General features: G+C 34.9%; 18 protein-coding genes and 2 tRNA genes. 7 read left to right on the top strand and 13 right to left on the bottom strand.

Annotated elements, in window-relative coordinates; genetic code table 11:
* Positions 1-3 precede the first annotated feature (3 nt).
* The 4 genes from ASM33_RS01275 to ASM33_RS01260 form a co-directional block, all read right to left on the bottom strand.
* Positions 4-900 carry a cation diffusion facilitator family transporter gene (locus tag ASM33_RS01275; protein ID WP_110409387.1) on the bottom strand — a complete coding sequence of 299 codons (897 nt, stop codon included), beginning with the start codon at positions 898-900 and terminating at the stop codon, positions 4-6.
* A 26-nt stretch (positions 901-926) separates the two neighbouring features.
* A tRNA-Val gene (locus ASM33_RS01270) sits at positions 927-999 on the bottom strand.
* Positions 1,000-1,049: 50 nt separating this feature from the next.
* A complete protein-coding gene (gene radC / locus ASM33_RS01265) occupies positions 1,050-1,727 on the bottom strand; it encodes a RadC family protein (protein ID WP_110409388.1) in 678 nt (225 codons plus the stop codon).
* Positions 1,728-1,957: 230 nt separating this feature from the next.
* On the bottom strand, positions 1,958-2,989 hold the full coding sequence (locus ASM33_RS01260) for an extracellular solute-binding protein (protein ID WP_110409389.1): 1,032 nt from the start codon (positions 2,987-2,989) through the stop codon (positions 1,958-1,960).
* 189 nt (positions 2,990-3,178) lie between these two features.
* Here ASM33_RS01260 and ASM33_RS01255 point away from each other — a divergent pair, with 189 nt between their 5' ends.
* Positions 3,179-4,303 (top strand): IS4 family transposase, encoded by a 1,125-nt coding sequence (locus ASM33_RS01255; protein WP_110409390.1) that lies wholly within the window; start codon positions 3,179-3,181, stop codon positions 4,301-4,303.
* 204 nt (positions 4,304-4,507) lie between these two features.
* Here the strand turns inward: ASM33_RS01255 and ASM33_RS01250 are convergent, their stop codons facing one another.
* From ASM33_RS01250 to rpmE, 5 genes are all read right to left on the bottom strand, one after another.
* Positions 4,508-5,467 (bottom strand): IS5 family transposase, encoded by a 960-nt coding sequence (locus ASM33_RS01250; RefSeq protein WP_110409214.1) that lies wholly within the window; start codon positions 5,465-5,467, stop codon positions 4,508-4,510.
* Between the two features lie 116 nt (positions 5,468-5,583).
* The gene (locus ASM33_RS01245; protein ID WP_157956349.1) at positions 5,584-6,570 is read right to left on the bottom strand and encodes an integrase core domain-containing protein; all 987 of its coding nucleotides are present in this window, start codon (positions 6,568-6,570) and stop codon (positions 5,584-5,586) included.
* 199 nt (positions 6,571-6,769) lie between these two features.
* The gene (locus ASM33_RS01240) at positions 6,770-8,230 is read right to left on the bottom strand and encodes a hypothetical protein (protein WP_110409391.1); all 1,461 of its coding nucleotides are present in this window, start codon (positions 8,228-8,230) and stop codon (positions 6,770-6,772) included.
* A gap of 107 nt (positions 8,231-8,337) precedes the next feature.
* Positions 8,338-9,129 carry an NAD kinase gene (locus ASM33_RS01235; protein ID WP_110409392.1) on the bottom strand — a complete coding sequence of 264 codons (792 nt, stop codon included), beginning with the start codon at positions 9,127-9,129 and terminating at the stop codon, positions 8,338-8,340.
* A gap of 34 nt (positions 9,130-9,163) precedes the next feature.
* The gene (rpmE, locus tag ASM33_RS01230) at positions 9,164-9,376 is read right to left on the bottom strand and encodes a 50S ribosomal protein L31 (RefSeq protein ID WP_110409393.1); all 213 of its coding nucleotides are present in this window, start codon (positions 9,374-9,376) and stop codon (positions 9,164-9,166) included.
* A 124-nt stretch (positions 9,377-9,500) separates the two neighbouring features.
* Between rpmE and fabD the strand changes: the two genes are divergently transcribed.
* Positions 9,501-10,475, top strand: a complete 975-nt coding sequence (gene fabD, locus ASM33_RS01225; protein ID WP_112477189.1) for an ACP S-malonyltransferase — start codon at positions 9,501-9,503, stop codon at positions 10,473-10,475.
* Here fabD and gpmI read toward each other — a convergent pair.
* Complete coding sequence (gpmI, locus tag ASM33_RS01220; protein WP_110409395.1) at positions 10,472-12,007, bottom strand: 2,3-bisphosphoglycerate-independent phosphoglycerate mutase; 1,536 nt, start codon at positions 12,005-12,007, stop codon at positions 10,472-10,474. The two genes, fabD and gpmI, sit on opposite strands and share 4 nt — an antisense overlap.
* 32 nt (positions 12,008-12,039) lie before the next feature.
* Positions 12,040-12,111, bottom strand: a tRNA-Asn gene (locus ASM33_RS01215).
* Positions 12,112-12,284: 173 nt separating this feature from the next.
* On the opposite strand from ASM33_RS01215, the gene ASM33_RS01210 reads away from it, so the two are divergent.
* A complete protein-coding gene (locus tag ASM33_RS01210) occupies positions 12,285-12,518 on the top strand; it encodes a hypothetical protein (RefSeq protein WP_110409396.1) in 234 nt (77 codons plus the stop codon).
* Here the strand turns inward: ASM33_RS01210 and ASM33_RS01205 are convergent.
* Positions 12,509-13,984 (bottom strand): IS4 family transposase, encoded by a 1,476-nt coding sequence (locus ASM33_RS01205; RefSeq protein ID WP_157956338.1) that lies wholly within the window; start codon positions 13,982-13,984, stop codon positions 12,509-12,511. The two genes, ASM33_RS01210 and ASM33_RS01205, sit on opposite strands and share 10 nt — an antisense overlap.
* A 106-nt stretch (positions 13,985-14,090) precedes the next feature.
* Between ASM33_RS01205 and ASM33_RS01200 the strand changes: the two genes are divergently transcribed.
* From ASM33_RS01200 to ASM33_RS01185, 4 genes are all read left to right on the top strand, one after another.
* On the top strand, positions 14,091-15,017 hold the full coding sequence (locus tag ASM33_RS01200; protein WP_110409397.1) for a hypothetical protein: 927 nt from the start codon (positions 14,091-14,093) through the stop codon (positions 15,015-15,017).
* A gap of 220 nt (positions 15,018-15,237) precedes the next feature.
* Positions 15,238-16,719 (top strand): hypothetical protein, encoded by a 1,482-nt coding sequence (locus ASM33_RS01195; RefSeq protein WP_110409398.1) that lies wholly within the window; start codon positions 15,238-15,240, stop codon positions 16,717-16,719.
* Between the two features lie 222 nt (positions 16,720-16,941).
* On the top strand, positions 16,942-17,910 hold the full coding sequence (locus ASM33_RS01190) for a hypothetical protein (RefSeq protein ID WP_110409399.1): 969 nt from the start codon (positions 16,942-16,944) through the stop codon (positions 17,908-17,910).
* Between the two features lie 144 nt (positions 17,911-18,054).
* The gene (locus ASM33_RS01185; protein ID WP_110409400.1) at positions 18,055-19,584 is read left to right on the top strand and encodes an ankyrin repeat domain-containing protein; all 1,530 of its coding nucleotides are present in this window, start codon (positions 18,055-18,057) and stop codon (positions 19,582-19,584) included.
* A 68-nt stretch (positions 19,585-19,652) separates the two neighbouring features.
* Here ASM33_RS01185 and ASM33_RS01180 read toward each other — a convergent pair whose 3' ends face one another.
* Positions 19,653-21,956, bottom strand: coding sequence for a hypothetical protein (locus ASM33_RS01180; RefSeq protein ID WP_110409401.1), 2,304 nt, complete (start codon positions 21,954-21,956; stop codon positions 19,653-19,655).
* Positions 21,957-22,064 lie beyond the last annotated feature (108 nt).

Genomic DNA, 22,064 nt, shown 5'->3' with positions numbered 1-22,064 from the left:
TTGTCAATGTTTTAGTACTTTATCATCTGCACATTCATCATATTCAATTTCAACGGTAGAATGCGCTATTTCGAATTTCTCCAGTAGTATTTTTTTTATGTTACATAGGACATCAGTGTGTTGTGCATTTTGCTTTATTTTAGCGTGCATAGTTATTATAAAATAATTGTCAGACAGCGACCATGTATGTATGTGATGTACATCCATTACCTCAGGCAGCTCGGACGTAATTTTACTTTTTATTTCTTCAATTGATATACCTTCAGGTGTACCTTCAAGAAGAATATGGCAAGAATGCTTTATTATTTTATAGCCACTATTTAAGATTATTACACTCACAAATACTGATAAAATAGGATCTACTATTTGCCAGTTGGTAAACATTATGATTATAGATGCAAGTATGGCAGCTACAGATCCTAAAATGTCTCCTATCACATGCAGTACAGCACTTTTTATATTTATGTTGTTTTCACATTTACTATGTAATATAAAAAAAACTATTATATTAGAAATAAGCCCTAGAGTTGCAATTATCAGCATTACTTTCCACTCAACATTGACTGGATAAATAAATCTCTTTATCGACTCAACTATAATAATTATTGCAATGAAGAATAAAGTTAAACCGTTAACAAATGCTGCAATTATCTGTAATCGATGATATCCATATGACCTCTGCAAATCAGATTTCTTAGCTGCAAATTTGTGTGCTAACCAACTCAAAACTAAAGCAAATAGGTCTGTGAGCATGTGCCCAGCATCTGATAATAAAGCAAGTGAATGTGAAATTATTCCACCTGCTATTTCCATAAACATAGTTATTGCAACTATTATTATGGAATAGATTAAGCGTTTAGACTCAGCTGCTGAATGTTTGCCGTTATGTGTTACTGCCATATGAAATCTTTTTATAAATAAAAACGTGGGTAATACCGGACTTGAACCAGTGACCACTTGCGTGTCGAGCAAGTGCTCTACCAACTGAGCTAATTACCCATCGTGGCTGTAGTATAATGCTGCAGCATAAAGAAATCTACTCAAAGTTTTCATAACAACCTATTTTCCTTAAAGCTAAAGTGGTTATTAAATGCGATTATAATGTGATCTACTAACTCTATTCCTATACTTTGACAAGCTTCTGCCAATTGTTTAGTTAGAAATATATCGCTATTTGAGGGCTGAACATCCCCACTTGGATGGTTGTGAGATATCACAATGGATGTTGAGCCAATCAAAAGAGCACGCTTAATAATCTCTCTTATATAAACGGGTGTTTGATCGACTGTACCAACATCTTGCAGATCCTCAGCGATTAAACGATATTTTTTATTCATGTAAATAACACGAAAATTTTCCTTATTGATACTGCCTATACTAATTCTTAAATAATCAAGTAATTTTTTCCAATTGTTAATTATTGGTAGATTCTTCACTTCATCTCTTGCAGAACGAACAAAGGCTTGTTTTACACAAAAGATAGCAGATATTGCAGCATTATTGACTCCATCAACATCTTGCAGTGCTTCCAGATCAGCATTAAAAACTTTATTCAAACTACCAAAATTATCTATCAAGCCCTTTGCAATAGGTTTAACATCAATCCTACTATATGCTGAATACAAAATGTGCTCTAAAACCTCATAATCACGTAACGATTGTCCATTATCTAAGATAATTTTCTCTCTTAATCTCTTTCTATGTCCCTTTGTATAATCTTTAACCATTAATGCACTACTTACTCGCTATCTCTTAGATGATAAGAAATTAAATTTTAAGTAAAATATTTAATAAATCTATGTATTTATTTACGCCAGTTGCCATGGAAAATTTAGAATATTTTGTCCAATTATTATATAATCCATAAGGAGTTGTGCCACTAGTGGAGATGATTTATATAGGCGTATTGCCCAAATAGTTAGAGATAGCAAGTAAAAGGCTTCTACCTCCCCTTATACTACTTCCACTTACACTCATCTGCTATCATAACAGCCTGAAAGAGATGTTTTTCAAGCTCACTAAGTGGTAAACCACTTTGTAAATAATCTCCCCAAGATTTTAATATATCAGAAGTTTCAATACCTTCAATTACAGGATATTCTTGATTCTTTTTAGCGTACAACTCTTGAGCTTGTTTACTCACTAAAAATTCTAGTAATGTTACAGCATTTTCCCTGTTTTTTGCATTTTTTGTTACTGCTGCACCACTAATGTTCACCATTACACCATTATTACCCTGGTTAGGAAAAAAAGCTCCGAGCTTGTCTATAACATTTTTTTTATTTTCACCACTTGATGAAAGAACCCTTGCAAAGTAGTAACTATTTACTATTGCAATCTCACCCTCACCAGCAGCCACTGCATAAATTTGGTCAGTATCTCCACCACTTGGCTTCCTTGCCATATTGTTCACAATTCCATTTACCCACTCTTTCGTCTTTTCAAAGCCATTGTTTGCAATCATAAAAGCAATCAATGATCTATTGTATGGACTTGTGGAAGAGCGTACTAATATCTTTCCTTTCCACTTTTGATCTGCCAAATCTTCATAAGTACTTAAATCTTCAGGATTTACTAATTCCTTATTATAGACCAACATTCTGGTTCTTTTTGTGAGACCAAACCAGTAATCTTCACTATCCCTCAGCTTTGCAGGTATAGCACTTTTCAAAACATCTGAATCTACTTGAGCCAAAAGCCCCCTTTTTTTTGCTAAAATTAGGTTTACCGCATCTGCAGTTAAAAATAAATCAGCTTCACCACCATTTTCGATGCGAGAAAGGAGCTGTGAATAATCATCAATGATATAACGTACTTTAATGCCTGTATCTTTTGTAAATTCATCAAATAAAGTACGGACTAGCTCTTCTTTACGCGACGAATATACGTTAACTACTTGTGAATCAGTAACTTCATTGTTTTTATACAAGTAGGTGATTACTATTAATATAATCGCTATGAAAGACGTGAAAATAAAGGCTTTTTTCATATTGGATAAAATAATTTCTTTAGCTAAAGATACTAAAATAACGCGATCTTAGCAAGAGCTAAAAGACTGTTTGAGATGATAAAACCCTGTTATCCAAGTAGCCTTCTTCTTGTCATCCCAGTGCGTGACACACAACTGTACGAACGTCTAATTTAGCGATAAGATAGGAAAAAAATTAGGGTGTGAAGTGTGTTTTATTACAAAGAAATAATATCAAAATTGCCGAAAGCAGTGTTAGATGAAATAGGCAAAGCGGTTGGCGTTGATTACAAAGTGGGCAAACTTACGGGAGAAAATATATTTAATTTACTGCTGTACAGCATATTGGAGAAAAACGAGCTGAGCTTGCGGACTATCGAGGAAAATTATCGTCGGATGTTTTGCCTGAATACGCGCCATTCATCGGTGGCAAGCCGCTTAAAAACGATACCAATTAAGTACTTCGAAAGAATTTTTTCGTTCGTTTTACAAAGTTTTTGTAACCAAAAAGACCAAGAAAAGCTATTAATTATAGATTCCACAACCCTGCAGTTATCGAGCAAATTACTGCAATCTGCAATACCATGGCGTGGTGGTGCAAAGAATATGGTAAAGTGCACCGTTGCCACTGACGGCAGGTTTGCAAAGTTGCTGAACTTGTATACTCAAGCCAAGGGCTCCTCTGACAGCACATCGTTCCGGGAAATGATTTTAAATCACGGTCAAGAGTCGATTTGCATATTTGATCGAGGACTGCAAAAACGTGCAACTTTCGAGGAGTTTATAGATAAAGGCATACATTTTATCACACGTGGCAACGATAATATTCGTTATCAAATTGTGCGTATCCACGGAAAAGTTGCAGGCATGCAGACTGGAACGCTTGAGCTAATGGAAGATGTAGTAGTCAGGCTGGGGCAAAAAGGTTCAAGATTTTTGTCGTTTGAAATCAGGCTAATTAAAGCGCAAAATCGACAGAATGGCGAAGTTCTCACATTTTTGACTAATATTTATGAAATGTCTGCTGAAGAAGTCTGCGCTCTTTACAAAAGGCGCTGGTCAATAGAAGTTTTCTTCAAATTTATCAAGCAGGAGCTCAACACGAAGCATTTTCTTGGACATAGCAAAAACACAATTTTGGTCACACTATACATGATTCTTATTGCTTCGGTTTTATTAACAGAATACAGAAAACGCAGCGAAATCAAGAGTTATAAGTTTGCAAGGAGAGCTTTTATGAATGAACTCAGGCTTGAAATCCTAAAACCTGTCATTGAATATTGTGGTGGAAACCCAGAAAAAGTCTACGATTATTACCTTTTTCACTTTCCATAACAAACGTTCGTACACTTGTGTGCGTGACACTGGGATCTTTCTTAATTTCGAAATATAAATTATATCAATCTTGATTTTTTCTTGCAACTAAATAGATTTTCCATTGCAAATATATAAATATAATAGTTTTTCATAAAACTTAGATCCCAGTGTCACGCAGGCTTTGTTGCATAGCTAGTTGGCATCAGGTAGTATATGATAAGTTCATGAGGCTACCTGAAATTTAGCCATACCTATATCAGTAAATTTATTCAGCAAATAGCACTTGAGTAGCAGTTCCTTCTCACGATTAACCTCAGATTTATTCCTAAAACTAAACCCAAATATTTGCTTTAATCGCGAAAAGAATGCTTCTATGTAGGATCTTTTTCCATATCCTACCTCCTTTTTCCATTGCTTTATTTTCTCTATTGTATCTCCATCAAACGATCTTATTAACCTAACTGCAGTATTTCTTTGGGCCATATAATCCAAATTCTGATGCTCTACTGCATCAATTTTTGGTGGTATTTTCGTTTTTATTCTAAGCTTGTAACATTGCTGATAAATCATGGCTCTGTCATATGCACCATCTGCATATAACGTTTCTATTTTACCATAATCATTTTTCATCAGCTTACTAGCTGCCCAGTGGTCAGGATAATATAGTTCAGTGTATTTTAAATCCATAACTTTTTTGCTGCTTATATCTAACATTACATGCATTTTTCTTGCTTGTTCTCTCCCTCTGTATTGTCTCACTTCATTATTTTTTTTGTTATGGCCAGCAGTAGTGTTATAGATGCCAATACCAGTGCTATCTATAGCAATTTCAATATTTTCCATATTATTTTTATCAACCCTGTTGTCATTAATCTTAATATTCAGTTTTTTAAATCTTCTTGAGGCCTGTGAATAGCTGATGACTTGTAGGCTTTTTCCTATTTGCTCGAGGTATCCTTTTATAAATCCTACCGTTTGCCTCAGGCCAATCCTAAATAGATAAGTTATTATATGAACTAAAATCACAACTTTATCGGTGTAAATATTATTGCCACCTGCTACTTTTGGTCTATTTTCGTGCCAATTTTCAATGGCGTCGTTGATGTAATGAAAAATATTTCCCCTTTCTTGAAGAAATTTGTTATATTCACTTTGGTTACTGACTTTCATTTTGACTGGCATATTTTTCCTTTGGCGGTTAAATGGCCATTTTATAATGAATTTAGTCAGTAACTTCCAGCTTTTTTCTCCCTAGCTATGCAACAAAGCCTGTCACGCACTGGGATTGTAAAGGTCAACTAATTCATTGACAAATTTTGCAAAAAGCTCAAAGGAGTAATACCTCCAAGAGCTTGATGCGGCCTGTGTTCATTGTAATAAATTAAATATCTAAACAATTCATCCTTAAATTCTTGAACGGTCTCAAACGTTGTTCCCTCAATCAAATCATCATTTAAAGTCCGCCAAAAGCGCTCTACTTTGCCATTTGTTTGTGGTCTATATGGCCTTGTATATAAATGCTTTAAGCCAATTTCAACTAACATTCTTTCAAATGGATGTCCATCCAAATTACTTCTTGATGCAAACTCTGGTCCATTGTCTGTCATTACTTCTTTGAACTGAATACTGTAACTTTGCTTTATATAATTAAAACATCTGAGCACTGCAAACATTACATTCAGACTCTGAATATTTTCTAAAACTTCTGCCCATGCTATACGGCTTGCATCGTCTATTACACACACTAAATAGTATCTTTTGCTCTCATTTATTATCATATCTTTACTCAGATAATGACAGTCTATATGTGCCAATTCTCCAGCTTTTTCCCTGATTATCTTTCTCTTCACCTCTTTTTCTTTTGTGCTCAACTTATTCATGCCGGCTCTCTTAATAATATTATATATACCAGATGGAGAAGGTGTTTTGTTGCCCAACTTTTTTGCTAGTATAGCACAAATTTCATATTTATTTATCCCTTTTTTCCGCTCCTCTATAACTGCTTTTTCTATTTCAATATCTGTTCTTCTACTTTCCCATCTTGGACCTCTTTTTCTTGGTAAAAACTCTTTTTCTAATCCGCTATTTCTATACCTATTATAATATTTACAGAATGTTTGTCTGTTGATTCCATTAGCGTGATAAAAATCGCCTACAAATCTATAAAATGGATGCTTTTTTGCCTTTGTTTGCTCATATTCTTTGATCAAAAATCTCCATTTACTTTGGTAATTTCTCTCTAAAGTTTTATCTTCTGTGTTTCTTCTCATACCTAACTCCCTCAAAAATGTTTCTTTTATCTTAACATTTTTGTCATCGAATTAGTTGACCTTTACAGGGATGACAAGAGTATGGAAACTGGGATGACATCATTTTTCGTACTTTTTCCTTCAAAATTGCACATTCGTACAATTATGCACATAAGTAGCATGACACTAAAATAACAAGGTTTCGCAAGGAATCTGCTATATGTTTTATAATTTATTAACAACATTCTATTAAAAGGGTTGAACAATTATGAGCCTTAACTACAACTCGCTCAGTCAGTAAACTGCTGCATTTACCGTCTTGACTGTGATTTTCTCCAAGAACGTTCGTTCTTTCTTCTTTTATTTTGTCAATTAATTTCGGATTAACATTTTCACCTTTAGGATCGTCATGAGGATATACACGATTGGTGCAATTTGTTTTGTTATAGTAATGAACGCCAAGACATAAAATTGATAATGCAAGCACACTTGAAGCTACAAGTAGTGATAACCCAATGTTAGTAGCCAGGAGGCTTTGGTAAAATGTTGTTACATTACTTATACCACCTGCTGCATAGAGCCCCAAAGGAAGCGCTACATTTGCAACAACAAAACCTGTTAGTAACGCAGTAAATACCGGCCTATCGTTGAATACTGATTCTATTTTACTAGTCCTATTAACTATTTTTTCATCAATATTGACAAAACCTTTCTGAGATTTCCAAGTATTAAACGTGAAATTTGAATGAGTATTATTACTATATTCTAATCTTACAGATTTTATGATTTTGTCTTTAGGTTGAAGCTCTAATACTTTCTTTAAAACTTTATCAGGGTTTTTTTCCTGAATTTCATGCTCTATAGTATTATTAGCTTGTTTAATAACACAAATTATGCCAATCGCAAATAATGAAGCTGCTATAATACCAGGTACAGTAATAAATTTAGGATTATTTGTAATGAATGCAATAAACATGCTCTTGTTTTGCATATACGATAGAGTAGTGTATGCAGCCAGATACAGTGTGATGAAAGTAGCACCGACCGTGGGGATTATAAAACTCTTCTGCTGCATGGAATATTTTGCTCTTGGCCAGAATCTATTTGTTATTTTATCTGATTTAATCAGTGGAGTATTAGAGTCTGCTTCACTATTAGTATCATCACTGTATGATGGTAAGCCAGTTGAAGGTGTATCTGAACTATTACGAGATACTTCCTCAAATCTCTTATTTAAATCTTCAACAGCTTGAGCACGATCCCAAGGCTCGCTATATAATGTTCCTACAGAAGCTGATCTTTTCATTCCTGAACTTGGATCATCTACTCCGCTATCACTACCAGAACTCTTTTTTGAAGATTTTGTTCTTGGATCTATAGCTGCATAAAGATGTTCTTCTGACTTATGATTAGCTGATCCTTCGACACTTGATGTGTCTTGTTCTTCACAATCAGGGTCACCAAACGGATTTGTATCTATAGGTGGTGGTGGACTATTTTCTTCTCCTGCATTTTGTAGACTTATGCTTCTAGGTTTTGGTTGTGGCGTGCTTTGATTTGAAGATGCACTGCTACGAGGTGGTGTTTGAGCGCCAACTGATCCCCGAACGCTTGAGCTTGGTGATTCAAAATGCTTCTTTAGCTCTGGCACGCTTGGACTTCCTGTTTCATTATCTTGTGTTTTTGGTGTTAGCATATTTACCCTCTTAAATTAATTACTATGCTGTGTTGATTACGTTATACTGATTAAAAGATAGTAAATACTAGTGTACGAATAACTACTGCAGTTATACCTAGAAAGTTTTAATACAAAAATTGCTTGTCAAAAATTCTTTCATTGAGAGAATAATCCTTATCAAAAAGCAGCGTGATTGTGTTTTCTTGGTCTTTTTGTATTTTTATCTGTGATATATCGTGAAATTCTTTATAATCTGAAACGACAATTGCTGGACGATTTTTTACGTCGTTAATGTCAATTTGCACTACAGTATCATTTGAGATAAGTGCTCCATTCCAATGCCTAGGGTAATAACTATTGATAGAAGTAAGTGAAAATAAGTTTGAATTGAGTGGTAATATTGGACCGCCAGCAGAGAAATTATATGCAGTGCTGCCCGTTGGTGTGGAGAGTATTATCCCATCTCCCCTAAATTTTTCTACTTTTAGCTTGTTATTAATAGTGACATTCATTTCCACTATTTGATTCGTTTTCCTAAAAACGTATACCTCATTTACCGCTGTATAGTGATATTTATTGCCACTTGTATCTATGGCTTCCATTTTTAATAAGGTTAACTGAGTTGAAATTGTATGCTCTATATGATCAATTAAATCTTCACTGCTGTTAAAACACTTATTCATTAAAAATCCAACATTACCTGTGTTTATGCCATACACATGCATGTTTTTATTATCCATAACATAATTATGTAATGTACGAAGCATAAAGCCATCGCCACCAACAACTATGAGTAGATCAATTTCGGATTTATTTTCCTCTGCTATATTGATAAAATCAAGCTCTTGTAATAGCTTAGATACTTTCTGTGATTTTGGTGATTCAGAAGCAATATAGCCTATATTTCTGTAACTCATGCTCTGCCAAGCTCTTTACAAAGCCAAGGAAAAATTAAAAAATATCCCCATACTTATCGTTAAACTTAGCCATTCTGCTGGTTTTGCTTGTTGATCCACTCGTTAAACTTCCAGTCCATGCAGGGTGAGTAAGAGGATCCCTATCAAGCTTCACTTTATCACCTTCCTTTCCATATGTCGAGCGAGTCTCAAACTCTTCACCATTTGTCATGATTATGATAATTTTATGGTAATTAATTTCTGCCATTGCTAACGCGTAAATCTTCAGTTCATTTTTATGCTACTTAAATTTTACCACTTGGTCAAGCATTATTACAGAATGTTGACAGAAAATAAACAAAGTAATATACTTAATAAAAAATAAATAAATCATGATTTTCGCTTTTCCTGGTCAGGGTTCCCAGTTTGTAGGAATGGGAAAAAGTCTATACAGTGAATTTTCTGCCGCCAAGCAAGTATTTGACGAAGTAGACAGCATACTAAATAGAAAATTATCTAATGTAATTTTCAACGGACCTATTGAAGAATTAACGATTACAGAAAATGCCCAACCAGCTATAATGGCAGTTTCAATTGCAACACTGCGCGTTATGGAGCATGTGTTTGGCAAATCACTTTTCTTGGATCATAATGTTAAATATGTTTGTGGACACTCAGTTGGTGAATATACAGCGCTATGTGCCGCAGAAGCTTTGACTCTTGAGTCCACAGTAAAGCTGCTAAAAATCCGTAGCGAAGCAATGCACGAAGCCTCACTAAAATGCAAAGGTGGTATGGTTGCACTGCTCGGAGCAGATTTGACTGAAGTAGAAGACATATTAAAATCAGATGGAATTTGTGAAATTGCCAATGATAATGGTGGTGGACAAGTAGTTATAAGCGGAACTATGGAGGCTCTTGAAGCATTACCTGATTTGCTCAAGAACTCTGGTATCAAGAAACTAATAAAATTGCAGGTTAGTGGACCTTTCCATTCATCTCTCATGAGACCTGCTGATGAAAAAGTTTTGGAGTTTTTAGATGGTATCGAAATGAAGCACCCTACTCTTCCTTTATTATCAAATGTTACAGCTAAAGAGGAAAGCGATTCGAAAATCATAAAACCTTTGCTCGCTAAACAAATCGTAAGCAGAGTGAGATGGAGAGAGATGGTTTTACATATGGCAAGTAATGGAATTAACAAGTTTATTGAAATTGGACCTAACAAAGTTTTATCTAATCTAGTTAAAAGAATTGATCAATCTATCAGTGTGCAAAATATAGATAATATTGATGATATTAATATTTTTTTTAATGAATCACCATTATTATTAACAGCAAAAAATTTAAAACTTGGGTTGAGTTAAGCCTCATCCATTATAATCAGCGAACTACTCGTCATTTCGTCTGGTTTTTTAATTCCAAGTAACTGTAGAATGGTAGGCGCAATGTTAGATAAATTTCCATCTCTCAAATTTAGACTGTCACAAAAATCAGAGCATACAATAAATGGCACTTTGTTTAGAGTGTGCGCTGTATGTGGAGTGTTGCTTTCTTCGTCAAACATACATTCCACATTTCCATGATCTGCAGTAACAATCAACGCAGTATTACCAATTTCCTTAACAACATTTAGCACTTTTTGAAGACAATCATCTACAGCTAATACAGCTTTCTCAGCCGCTTTGATATTGCCAGTATGCCCAACCATATCAGGATTAGCGTAGTTTACAACTATCAGTGCAAATTCTTGTGAATAAATCTTTTTTACCAGCGTTTCTGTGAGTTCAAAAGCTGACATTTCTGGCTGCAGGTCATAAGTTTTAACTTTTGGTGAAGGAATGAGTATTCTTTCTTCGCCAGAAAAAGGTTCTTCTTTGCCACAATTAAAAAAATAAGTCACATGTGCATATTTTTCAGTTTCAGCAATACGTAATTGTTGCAATTTATTGTCCGATATGATCTGACCTAAAGTGTTAGAAAAAGATGTAGGAGAAAAAAGACAAGGAATTTTAAAGTCTTCTTTATACTGCATCATACTTAAATGGGATCCATTTACTCCGGCGTTACTAGCTGGAATGACACCTAAATGTCCTGATCTGCCAAGCAACATACTTGTTAATTGTATCATTCGGTCAGCACGGAAGTTAGCTAGAAGCACTCCATCTTCAGGTTTTATACCTTGATAATTCCCGATTACCGCAGGCCTAATAAATTCATCTGTTATATTGTCTTGATAATTTTGATCAATGAGTGATATCGCATCATTATGACCTGGCGCTTTTGCAAATGCGATAGCCTCATAAGCTTCAATTGTTCTTTCCCACCTATTATCACGGTCCATAGCGTAATAACGCCCCGAGATAGTGACAATTTTTATATCATTGTTCTTTATATCATCTTCAAATTCTTGAATGCATTTTTTTGCCGAATTAGGAAGTGTATCTCTTCCATCTAAAAAGGCATGTATCACTACTTGAACTCCACATTGTGATATTTTGTTTGCTAAGATTGAAATATGCTTTTGATGCGAGTGCACGCCACCATCTGATATTAACCCCATTATATGGCATATACCATTCTTGGCTTTTAAATTACTGATAAAATCTTGTAGGTTTTTATTGTTTTCTATTGCCTCAATTTCCTGGTTAATACGCTGCAGACTTTGCATTACCACTCTGCCACTTCCAATATTCATATGGCCGACTTCTGAATTACCTATTTGACCATCTGGTAATCCAACATCAGTTCCACAGGCGAATAAATTACACTTTGGATAATTAGAACTAATATGCTGCCAGCAACGTGGGTTTACGTTACTAATAGCGTTATACTTGCTGCCCTCTATTCCATTTCCCCAACCATCCAGTATACACAAAACCACAGATTTAAAGTTCATACCTTATGAATGCTGGAACCTTACGAAAAACGCTCCCCGGGCCGGATTCGAACCAGCGACCAATTGGTTAACAGCCAACTGCTCTACCACTGAGCTACCGAGGAATAAGCTGCTTTCAATTTATCACGTCAAGCGTTGATTGTAAATATTTTTTATGTGCTTTTACTTTAGCGTGCAATCCAGCATGTTTTCTATTTTAAAGATGGAGATATATTGACAAATTATAAGTTATATGTCATAATTAACCTAGTTTATTATTAACTTAAAGGAGAAAAATATGAACGCAGCAAAAGCAAAAAAGACTTTTTGGGGTCGTATTAAAAGCTGGTTTGCAACAACTTGGATATGGAATACTATTAAAAACTTGTTTTCTAGTAATGATACAAGTAAAGTAAATACTGCTAACCGAAAAGCTCAAACAGCAAGTCAACCTAAAGATAAAGGTGTGGAAGTTGGTCAAAAACATAAGGTTACCAGTACGCCACCACTGAAGCCTTACTTTTACCCATAACTTTGAGAAGTTATTATGTGAAGCATAACCATGCTCTCTCTAAGATTTTCATAGCCTCGCCATAGAGTCATACTTCCTGGTAAATTATCACCTTTTCTATTCATAAACCCACCTAATTTTCCTAACCAAATAATAGCTTGTTTTATGTTTGGAGGTTCTTCGGGCAATGTGGCCACTTGATGCTCACGTATGTAAAGAGCTTTCCACTCTTCATTGCTTAGAACCTTAGTGCAAGCCTCCATAGGATGCGATAAAGCCACTTTTGTTAAATATAAAATTTTAAATGTAATAATGCTCTTTATAGCAATTAATTTCTGTAGCCTTTCCTTTGTAGTTAAACGAGAGCTTTCTATTTTACATCCTGATTTTAAAATTCTAAAGTATTCTTCAATTTTCCATCGTAGCTTATACCAATTTATCCTTTCTATGGCATCTAAAGTGCTATTAACTGGTACATTAGTTAACAAAGTCCAATCGATAGCTTCAACTCCTTTAGGAGGATCCATTTCCTTTGCGCTTACCACATATACAGCGACTTTATCACTTATTTTATGTGCTGTATCTTTTGACCCATAAATGTAAGGCGCTCTGATAGGTATATAGCCTTTCATATATTTTACTTCAATATTTGCTTTTCTTGACTTCTGGTGCCCGTTTTTAGCAACTTCCAAGACGATTTTCTCTTTTACCGGAAGTTGAGCTATGCGTGTTTGCAAATCTGTTTTTCCCTCTTCAGTACAGATAAATTTTCTATTAGCTCGGTTACGGATTACATAAAAACTACCCAATGATTCAGCTATCCATAAAAATTTGAAGATATCTGCTTCCCTATCACCAAGAGTGACAAGTTGTACATCTTTGGAAACGTTATTTATGGTTTCTTTTAGTGCTGCTATCCACTTATAACTTTCTTTCTCCTCTATAGAAGTACGGTATTTCCTATTTGCTTTTTCTTTTGCTGTTTCTTCTTTTCTAGCGGGACGCGCCCAGCACTGTTGAGAAGATAAACCTAAAGGTAATCCTTCTTTACTGACCATTAAGGCACTATGCAGCAGCAAACCCTTTTTATGCTTTGTATAAGCTTTAGAAATACTGCCTAGCCCTTTGGTATTTATATGAGAGTCAAAATCCAAATAACTAGTATCTTGGATTGAAAATATAAGCTTATTTCCTTTTATCCTTTCCGCTGTTTCTTTATGATGAGAAGAATAAATTTTCTCGGCCTCAAGCTTTTCATTACTAAACAACCTGTACGCGCCCTTAGCTTCTTTCCATCCACCACAACTTTGATTAATTGATCCAGATGCCTTACGCTCTATAAGATAACTTGTTGTAATAAGCCTCTTATTAAGCCTTATATCTCCCAGATTAACATGTCTCAACTCTCTTTCTAGCCATTTGTCCCCTAAGCTATCAGTATATTGCGTATTTGTATTTACTCCGTACATTTTTAAACCCTTTATCAAATATATGAATTTGCTATTTTACTAGCTTTTTTATATTTGTGGGTAAAAGTAAGCACTGAAGCCTAAAAATCAAGGAGCTGTACAACCTGAAAAAGGTGAACAAGACGTGGATTCAGGCGCTAACGATGATAAAAAACCACAGATTGTAGAAAAGCCACAAAAAAAACCTGAAGGGGTTATAATGTCTGATGATTCTGGAAGTCCAATATTAGTAGTACCAAAATGTTGGATAGAAGGGTTAGAGTATTTTGAAAACCCAAAAACATCAGGAGAATATCTGGTATATATACAAATTGGTAATGATGCGTATCGTATTACTGGTAGTAACAAGTATAGTACTACTATGCATGTTTATACTCACAGTGATAAGCGTTTTAAGATGCCTAGTGAATATACTTTCCATATAAACTCAGTGTTAAAACGAGGTGATAATAATGAATATGAAGAGGCTAAAGTGGTTAGCTCTAATAAGGCCATGGCAGATATGTTTGACTTGCTTCGTACGCAAAATGTTAATGTAACTCGCATATCTGGCGTTGCATTACATACACAAGCTAAAGCAAATGAATCTGGATTGACTTTTATGATTCATAATGGGAATTTAATATTAAGAGCATCAGAAGACTGTAAATGCCAATTAAGGACTATGCTTCACAACCCAGAAGACCACACAGAATATCTGGCGTGTGTAAAGCGTGGTGAAAATGTCTATCGAGTTACTGGTAATAAGCACTGTATTCAGATGGGTAGAGAATATGGTTTCGTTGTCAACTCAGTGTTAAAACGATGCGATGATGGTAAATTTAACGAGAATGAAGTAGTCGATCCTGTTGCTAATATGAGCGCTGTAAGAGATATGTTAGATTTAAATGACAAAACAACAGAGGGTAATATAACTAATATATTTGGTGTTGAAGCTACACCTGAAACTGAACTCACTGCAACACCAACAACTACAGGTGAGCCTGAAGTGAAGCCTGGAATGACAAAAGTACAACAAGAAGCTGTTGGTAATGCTCATAATAAACAATAAACATCATAACAAATTCTCCAAAAAGGAGCATCTCTTCAGGTGCTCTTTTTTTATATACGCAAATTGCAAGCTTGCGTCACTCAAGTAGTTGATACTTGAATCTACATTCCATTTTAATGTACAATCCAGCATGCTTTCCATTTTCAAGGGAAATATATTGAAAATTATAAATTATATGTAATAATTAACATAGTTTATTATTAACTTAAAGGAGCAAAATATGAACGCAGCAAAAGAAAAAAAGACTTTTTGGGGTCTTGTTAAAAGCTGGTTTGCAAAAACAGAGTTTGGAAAATGGATATCTAGTACTAGAGTCTGGAAATTTCTGTTTGGTGGCAATGGCACAAATAATCAAGAAAACTCTACTACTAAACAAAAAGCTGAAACAACAAATCAACCTAAAGGTAAAGGTGTGAAAGTTAGCCAAGAACATAAGGTTACCAGCACGCCATCACTCAAACCTAAAAATCAAAAAGCTGTGCAACAACCTGAAAAAGGTGAACAAGACGTTGATTCAGGCGCTAACGATGATAAAAAAACCAAGATTGTAAAAAAGCCACAAAAAAAACCTGAAGGGGTTATAATGTCTGATAGTTCTAGAAAGCTAAAACCAACTACAGATATTAAAGCTTCTTCTAAAAAATCTGCCCGTAAGCAACCACTGAAACTTAAAAAAGGTAAAGGTGGAAAAGATACAGATATTAAAGTTGATCCTAAAAAAGTTACTCATAAGCAATCACTGGAGCCTAAAAAAGGTGTACCAAAGTTTGACTCAGGTGCTAACGATAGTAAAAAACCGCAGAGTGTAAAAAAGCGACAAGGGGTTATAATGTCTGATAGTTCTGGCAATCCAGTATTAGTAGTACGAAGAAATTGGATAGAAGGGCTGAAGCATTTTCGAAACCTAAACGAAGAAGAATTTTTGGTATATATACAAATTGGTAACAATGCATATCGTATTACTGGTAGTATTGAGCAGTATACTACTATGACTAATGTTACTGCTCAAAATAATCAAAATTTTTATGAGCCTGATAAATATGCTTTCCGTATAAACTCAGTGTTAAAACGAGGTGACAATAATGAATATGAAGAGGCTAACGTGGTTAGCTCTAATACGGAAATGGGAGGTATGTTTGGGTTACCTAATACAGAAAATGTTAATGTAACTCGCATTTCTGGCGTTGCATTATATGCAGAAGCTGAAGAAAGTAAATCTGGATTGGCTTTTATGATTCATAATGGGAAGCTAATATTAAGAGCCTCAGAAAGCTGGAAATACTCGTTTCAATGTGAACTTCCAAACCCAAAAAACCCCAAAGAATATCTGGTGCTTGTAAAGCGCGGTGAAGATGTCTATCGAATTACTGGTAGTAATAAGTCTATTCAGCTTGGTACAGAATATGGTTTCATTGTAAACTCAGTGTTAAAACGAGGCGATGATGGTAAGCTTGACGAGACTAAAGTGATTAGTCCTGATAATAACATGCAAGGTGTAAGAGATATGTTAGATTTAAATGACAAAACAACAGAATGTAATATAACTTATAAATTTGATATTAAAACTACACCTGAAGTTGAAAGCTCTAAAATACCTGAAAAAACAACCACAGGTACACCTGTAGTAGATCCTAAAATTACAAAAGCACAACAACAAGCTGCTGGTAATGTTAAATCTGCACCTGGTGCTGGTCAACAATAATCAATGTAACAAACTCTTCACAAAGGAGCGCCTCTTCAGGTGCTCTTTTTTTTATATACGCAAATTATAAATTCGCGTCACCCAAGTAGTTGATACTTGAATCTATATTCTATTTTAATGCGCAATTCAGCGTGTTTTCTATTTTAAAGGGAGATGTATTGACAAATTATAAATTACATGTAATAATTAATTTAATTTATTATTAATTCAAAGGAGTAAAATATGTTAGAAAAAATAAAAAAAATGTTGGATCATATTAAAAGCTGGTTTGCAACAACTTGGATATGGAATACTATTAAAAACTTGTTTTCCAGTAATGATGCAAGTAAAGCAAGTAGTGCACAATATGAAGGTCCCGTATATGACCCAAAAGCAGAGGAAAAAGCTCTGGCTGCAAAGCGTTTAAAGGAAGAAGCTAAAGATGCTGAAACACCTAAAGAACCTGAGGGCAACAGACCTGAGGAGAAAGTGAGCGCACCTAATAAAAAAATGCCACAACCTGAAGAAGTTAAAATAATTGGAGGAGTTGAACAAGCGGAAAATGGCAATAAGGAAAATCCTGGAGTAACATCTGAGCCTGTGGATTTAGGTGCTAACGGTGATCAGCAAGAAAAGCATGTAGAAAAGCCACAAAAGGAACCTGTAGGATATATAAAAAAAGTTACTGACAGTGATCATTACCCACAATTATTTGTACAAAAAGATTATGCATTTCTCGTTGAAACCAATCGAAACATAGAAGGAGACTGGTCTAAGATATATGTAACAATTGGCGGAAAAGCATGTCATATGATTGTTCGTTTTATTGAATCTAACACAATTGGAGAACATACATTTTTTTATATCCTCTCAGTAGGAATGCAGGATGGTAAATATGTGTCTTTCGATGATCTGCTAGATTTAAATGGTGGAACAGAGGCTAAGGTAACTGATATATCTGACAAGCCATTTCCTGAAGTTGAAAGCCCTGCAAATGGTGAAGCACCAAGTCCATCAACCGTTAGTAAAAGTAGAAAGATTAATATTAGCCTTCTTCTAAAAGGAGGAGAGTTAGTATTCTCTCCAGTATTACCTGATCTTTTGTCAATGAAAAGGAAAGAATCGATGAAAATGGGTAGCCCATCCTCAGAAACTGCTAATCCACAATCACAACAACAAGCTGCTGCTGGCACTGGTACTTCTAGAACATAATCACTATAACAAACTCTTCAAAAAAGGAGCATCTCTTCAGATGCTCTTTTTTTTATAATGGATAGTCCAGCTCTTGCAGTTGAATCAAAATTAATTAAGTAGAAGTACTATTTATATATAAATAATTTGACTGAGGCAAGAGTGATGTTGCACGACACAGCACATGAAGAAGAAATAAATCAATTAGTAGAAAGTGGGTTTGATATTAATTCAAAAGATCCAAACGGGATAACTCTTTTACATAAATTCACAAAAAAAGGCAATGTGGTTGGGGTAAAGTCGTTATTAGAGCACGAAGCAGATTTTAATGTAATAGATAATGAAAATAGAAAGCCACTGCATTATGCTATTATACATGGACATAAGAAAATTGCTAAACTCCTTATCAATCAACTGACAATCAATTCCAAGGATAAAAATGGATTCACTCCATTGCACCTTGCTACACTACGGGATGATATAGAGTTAATTGACTTTTTGATAGCAAGAGGAGCAAAAATTGATGAAAAAGATGTGCAAGAAGGCTATACTCCGCTTCACATAGCTTCACTTTATGGCTCCAAAAAAAGTGTACAAATCTTGATTGATAATGGAGCAAGCCTTGAATCTGAAGATAATTATTCACACACTCCTTTGTTTTCAACTATTTATCAATGTACCGCACATTATGAAAGTAGAGCAGAGATTATAGAATATCTGATAAAAAAAGGTGCAAATGTAGAAAAAAAGGACCTAGAAAACAATACTACGCTTTTCTTAGCAGCATATAACAACAAAATGCAAATAGTGAAGCTAATTGCTAAAAGACAAGCAGCCAATGATAAAACTAAATTTAAAGAATTTCTCTGCACAAAAAATAACCAAGGTTTTGACCCGCTCGATTGTGCTATTGAACATAATAATAAAAAAATGATAACATTTCTTACATCAAAAGGAATAGATCCAAATGACAAAGACTTGAGCGGTAACTCTCGACTGCATAAGGCTAGCCATAATGGCGACACCAAGGCAGTTAAGCTCTTATTGAAGCTCAAGGTAGATGTTAATGCCACTACCAAAAGCAATAGAACCGCTTTGCTACTTGCAGTTAAAAAAGGTCATGTAAAAGTTGTAAAAACATTATTGGAAGCTAGGGCCAACGTGAATATTCAAGATAAACAAGGATATACACCTATGCACCTTGCTATTCAAAAGGATTATTTTGATATAGCTCAGCTTTTAATAGAAAAAGGAGCAGATCTTAACATCAAATGTAATAGACTTCTTTCGAAATTCGCTTGTGAGAGGCAAGTGCTAGGAGCACACGGAGCGGAAAACCGCAGTGTATTGAACATACACGAGGATTTGAGCACCGAAGCGACAACGCAATTTCCCACAGAAGTAGAGTTTCGAAAGAAGTCTAATGGTGGTGATACTGCAATAGATACATTTATTAGAAAAGCCTACAGAAAAGAAAGTCTCCAAGGAAATCATAAAAAATTTTGTAGATTTTTGGTGCTTTACCTAAAAGAAAGGCAAAGTAAAGACAAAGTCTTCTACATATTTTTTACCTTAGCTTTAAGCGTAACAATCCTGGGGTTACCATTTACTTTTCGGCCTGTGATGAGATATATAGAAAAAAGCAAAGCATACGAAAAAACAAAAGCTATGCTTGAAAACTTGCTCTATATTTAAATATGATGACAAAGAAGCACATAGAATAAGGTGCTTCTTTGTGAAGAGTTTGCGAATGATTGTTTATTCTACAAGGTAAGACGCCTACCAAAAACAAATTGTTGTTTTGGATCCGTATTAGTAACTGATGGGTTTGGCTGACTACCATTCGCAGTGCTTGTAGCTTCAGTAGCCTTTTTTGGAGACATAATAGTTACATTAACCTCTGTTGTTGTTTCCTTTAAACCTAACTTGTCTCTCATCTCACCTAATTTAGAGGATACACTGGCACCATCTTTCATTGCTACTGAGTTTATAGAAAAGCACTCACCGTCTCCATCACTCATATGATATCCACCATTACAAGTAATACGAAGTACATTATTACCACATTGTACATATAGCAGATTACTATTGTTCTCAATAAAAAACACTTTCTTCTTTGGCACAACTAATTTTAAGTTATCACCTTCAACTTTTATAGATCCTACAAACTTCTCTTGATTACCGTTAGATGATTCAGAACTTCCTCCTCCCGCTTGTCTGCTTTTTTGAGGCGTTTTAGGTTTTTTAGTTGGCTTTACTGGCTTAGACCTATTCTCTGGTTTTTTAGCTTCGGATAACTTAGGAGCAGCAGATTCAGAGCTTGAAACTTTAGGTGCAACTTGAGCTTTAGATATGCTAGTTACCTCAATCTCTTCTGTACCAACTAGACCTAGCATTTCCTGAATTTTTTGCATTCCTTCTTTTTCAGTGTAACGTACAGTTTCACCATCTTTATCTGTTACTGAATCTATAGCTATTATAGAACCATGCAATGTTCTCTTCGACCCATAATTACCAGTGATATGGAATTTGCCATTAGCACATTCCATAAGTACACAAAATTCCTCAGGTTTAGCTGGATTTTTACATCCTTGTAATTTCTTATAATTTTTATGTGTTAAGTGTAATTCTAACACTGATAGATGCTTAGAAGGAACAATTTTTCCAGAAAATTCTTCTGATCCTTTTTTCACTACAGGCACAGATTCAGAGCTTTCAACTCCAAGTTCAATTGGATTTGGAGATATTTTAGTTACCATAATAGTTTCTTTACTATCATTCCAATTTAAAATTTCTTTCATTCGCTTCAACTCGCAAGATACATCTTCAGCATCTTGAGGTTTCACTGAATCGATAGAGAAAACATTCCACTCCCTCCACTGCTCATCTAAACCTTGCAGTGTACTTATTCTAACATCTTTAACAGTAATTTGGTACGCTTTTTCATCACATTCTACATACGCAGAATATTTTCCTGATTTACCCTGTTTTTTGGAATAATTTGCTAAATCTTCCTTTTTTGGCAATTTTAATATTAACCTATCATTAAATGTTGATCCAACCTCAACACTAAAGGTTTCTTCCTTAACGATTTGTATAAAACCGTAAACAATTTTTCCCTTTGCAGCATCTTCAGGATTCTGTGCTTTATGAACATTACCTTGAGGTTTTACAGGTGGTTTAGCACCTGTTTCAGTGTTGCCATCATTCACCTGTCCGCCTTTTTCAGACACTTTAGGCGTTTCAGATTGTTGTTCCACTGTTCTAGATCCATTCTCATGTCCTTTACCATTACCTTTAGGTGATTCTGGTGTTTTACCGTCTGGTTTTGCAGCGTCATCTGCACTCGCTGAATTAGATACACTCACTTTCTTCTCATGTCCTTTACCATTACCTTCTGGCTTAACAACAGCACTTACTTTTTCTGCAGCAGGTGCAGATTTATGGCTTGAAACTACGGGATTAAATGGCTCTGGAGACATCTTAGTGATTTCAATAAACCTTCTGTTGTCATCTAAGCCCACCTTAGTCTTCATTTCTGATAGTTCTTTTTTTACATACGCTTCACTGGCTTTTTCATTCTTTACTGATGTTACAGATATAGCTTTCTTTCCATCACTCACATCTTTCTGCGTTTCATAAAAACCAGTAATACGAAGATTTTCACCATCACATTGTACAAACGCACAAAATTCTTCTTTATTATCTTTATTTTGATAATTATTTTTAAGATCCCTATAACGTTGCTCGGTTATAATTAATAGCAGACTATTTTCGTCACTACTAAACTTCGCTTGTGAAACAGCTTCAATACCATCACCTTTTGGTCTTGCAACGCCATCTGCTCTACCAGCACCATAATTTTGTGGTGCTTTACTTTCTGGTGTAGCAGCACCTTCTTTTCCAGCACCCTTACTACCAAATACACTCTTCAAGACTGACGAAATTCCACCTAAAACCCATGAAATGCCTGTATACTTGCCAAGAAAACTCAAGGTTTTCGAAACCAAGCTTGTAAAACGATCCCACACAGTCTTTTTTCCTTCTTCTGATTTTGAATCTTTCATATTTTACTCCTTAAAATAAAAAATATTAATACTTAATTATTACATATAATCTATAACTTATCAACTATTTTATCTCATTAGTTGCCATTTGAGTTTTTAGCTAGATCC

It is taken from the genome of Wolbachia endosymbiont of Folsomia candida (assembly GCF_001931755.2).
In the GTDB taxonomy this organism is placed as follows: domain Bacteria; phylum Pseudomonadota; class Alphaproteobacteria; order Rickettsiales; family Anaplasmataceae; genus Wolbachia.
This window is presented reverse-complemented; position numbering and strand designations above follow the sequence as displayed.

Excerpts from the sequence above, each read along its gene's own strand:
- ASM33_RS01240 (WP_110409391.1), bottom strand. The coding sequence starts at position 8,230 with ATGCTAACACCAAAAACACAAGATAATGAAACAGGAAGTCCAAGCGTG.
- ASM33_RS01190 (WP_110409399.1), top strand. The coding sequence starts at position 16,942 with ATGTTAGAAAAAATAAAAAAAATGTTGGATCATATTAAAAGCTGGTTT.
- ASM33_RS01250 (WP_110409214.1), bottom strand. The coding sequence starts at position 5,467 with ATGCCAGTCAAAATGAAAGTCAGTAACCAAAGTGAATATAACAAATTT.
- rpmE (WP_110409393.1), bottom strand. The coding sequence starts at position 9,376 with ATGGCAGAAATTAATTACCATAAAATTATCATAATCATGACAAATGGT.
- radC (WP_110409388.1), bottom strand. The coding sequence starts at position 1,727 with ATGGTTAAAGATTATACAAAGGGACATAGAAAGAGATTAAGAGAGAAA.
- gpmI (WP_110409395.1), bottom strand. The coding sequence starts at position 12,007 with ATGAACTTTAAATCTGTGGTTTTGTGTATACTGGATGGTTGGGGAAAT.
- ASM33_RS01180 (WP_110409401.1), bottom strand. The coding sequence starts at position 21,956 with ATGAAAGATTCAAAATCAGAAGAAGGAAAAAAGACTGTGTGGGATCGT.
- ASM33_RS01185 (WP_110409400.1), top strand. The coding sequence starts at position 18,055 with ATGTTGCACGACACAGCACATGAAGAAGAAATAAATCAATTAGTAGAA.
- ASM33_RS01260 (WP_110409389.1), bottom strand. The coding sequence starts at position 2,989 with ATGAAAAAAGCCTTTATTTTCACGTCTTTCATAGCGATTATATTAATA.
- ASM33_RS01210 (WP_110409396.1), top strand. The coding sequence starts at position 12,285 with ATGAACGCAGCAAAAGCAAAAAAGACTTTTTGGGGTCGTATTAAAAGC.
- ASM33_RS01235 (WP_110409392.1), bottom strand. The coding sequence starts at position 9,129 with ATGAGTTACAGAAATATAGGCTATATTGCTTCTGAATCACCAAAATCA.
- ASM33_RS01275 (WP_110409387.1), bottom strand. The coding sequence starts at position 900 with ATGGCAGTAACACATAACGGCAAACATTCAGCAGCTGAGTCTAAACGC.
- ASM33_RS01195 (WP_110409398.1), top strand. The coding sequence starts at position 15,238 with ATGAACGCAGCAAAAGAAAAAAAGACTTTTTGGGGTCTTGTTAAAAGC.
- fabD (WP_112477189.1), top strand. The coding sequence starts at position 9,501 with ATGATTTTCGCTTTTCCTGGTCAGGGTTCCCAGTTTGTAGGAATGGGA.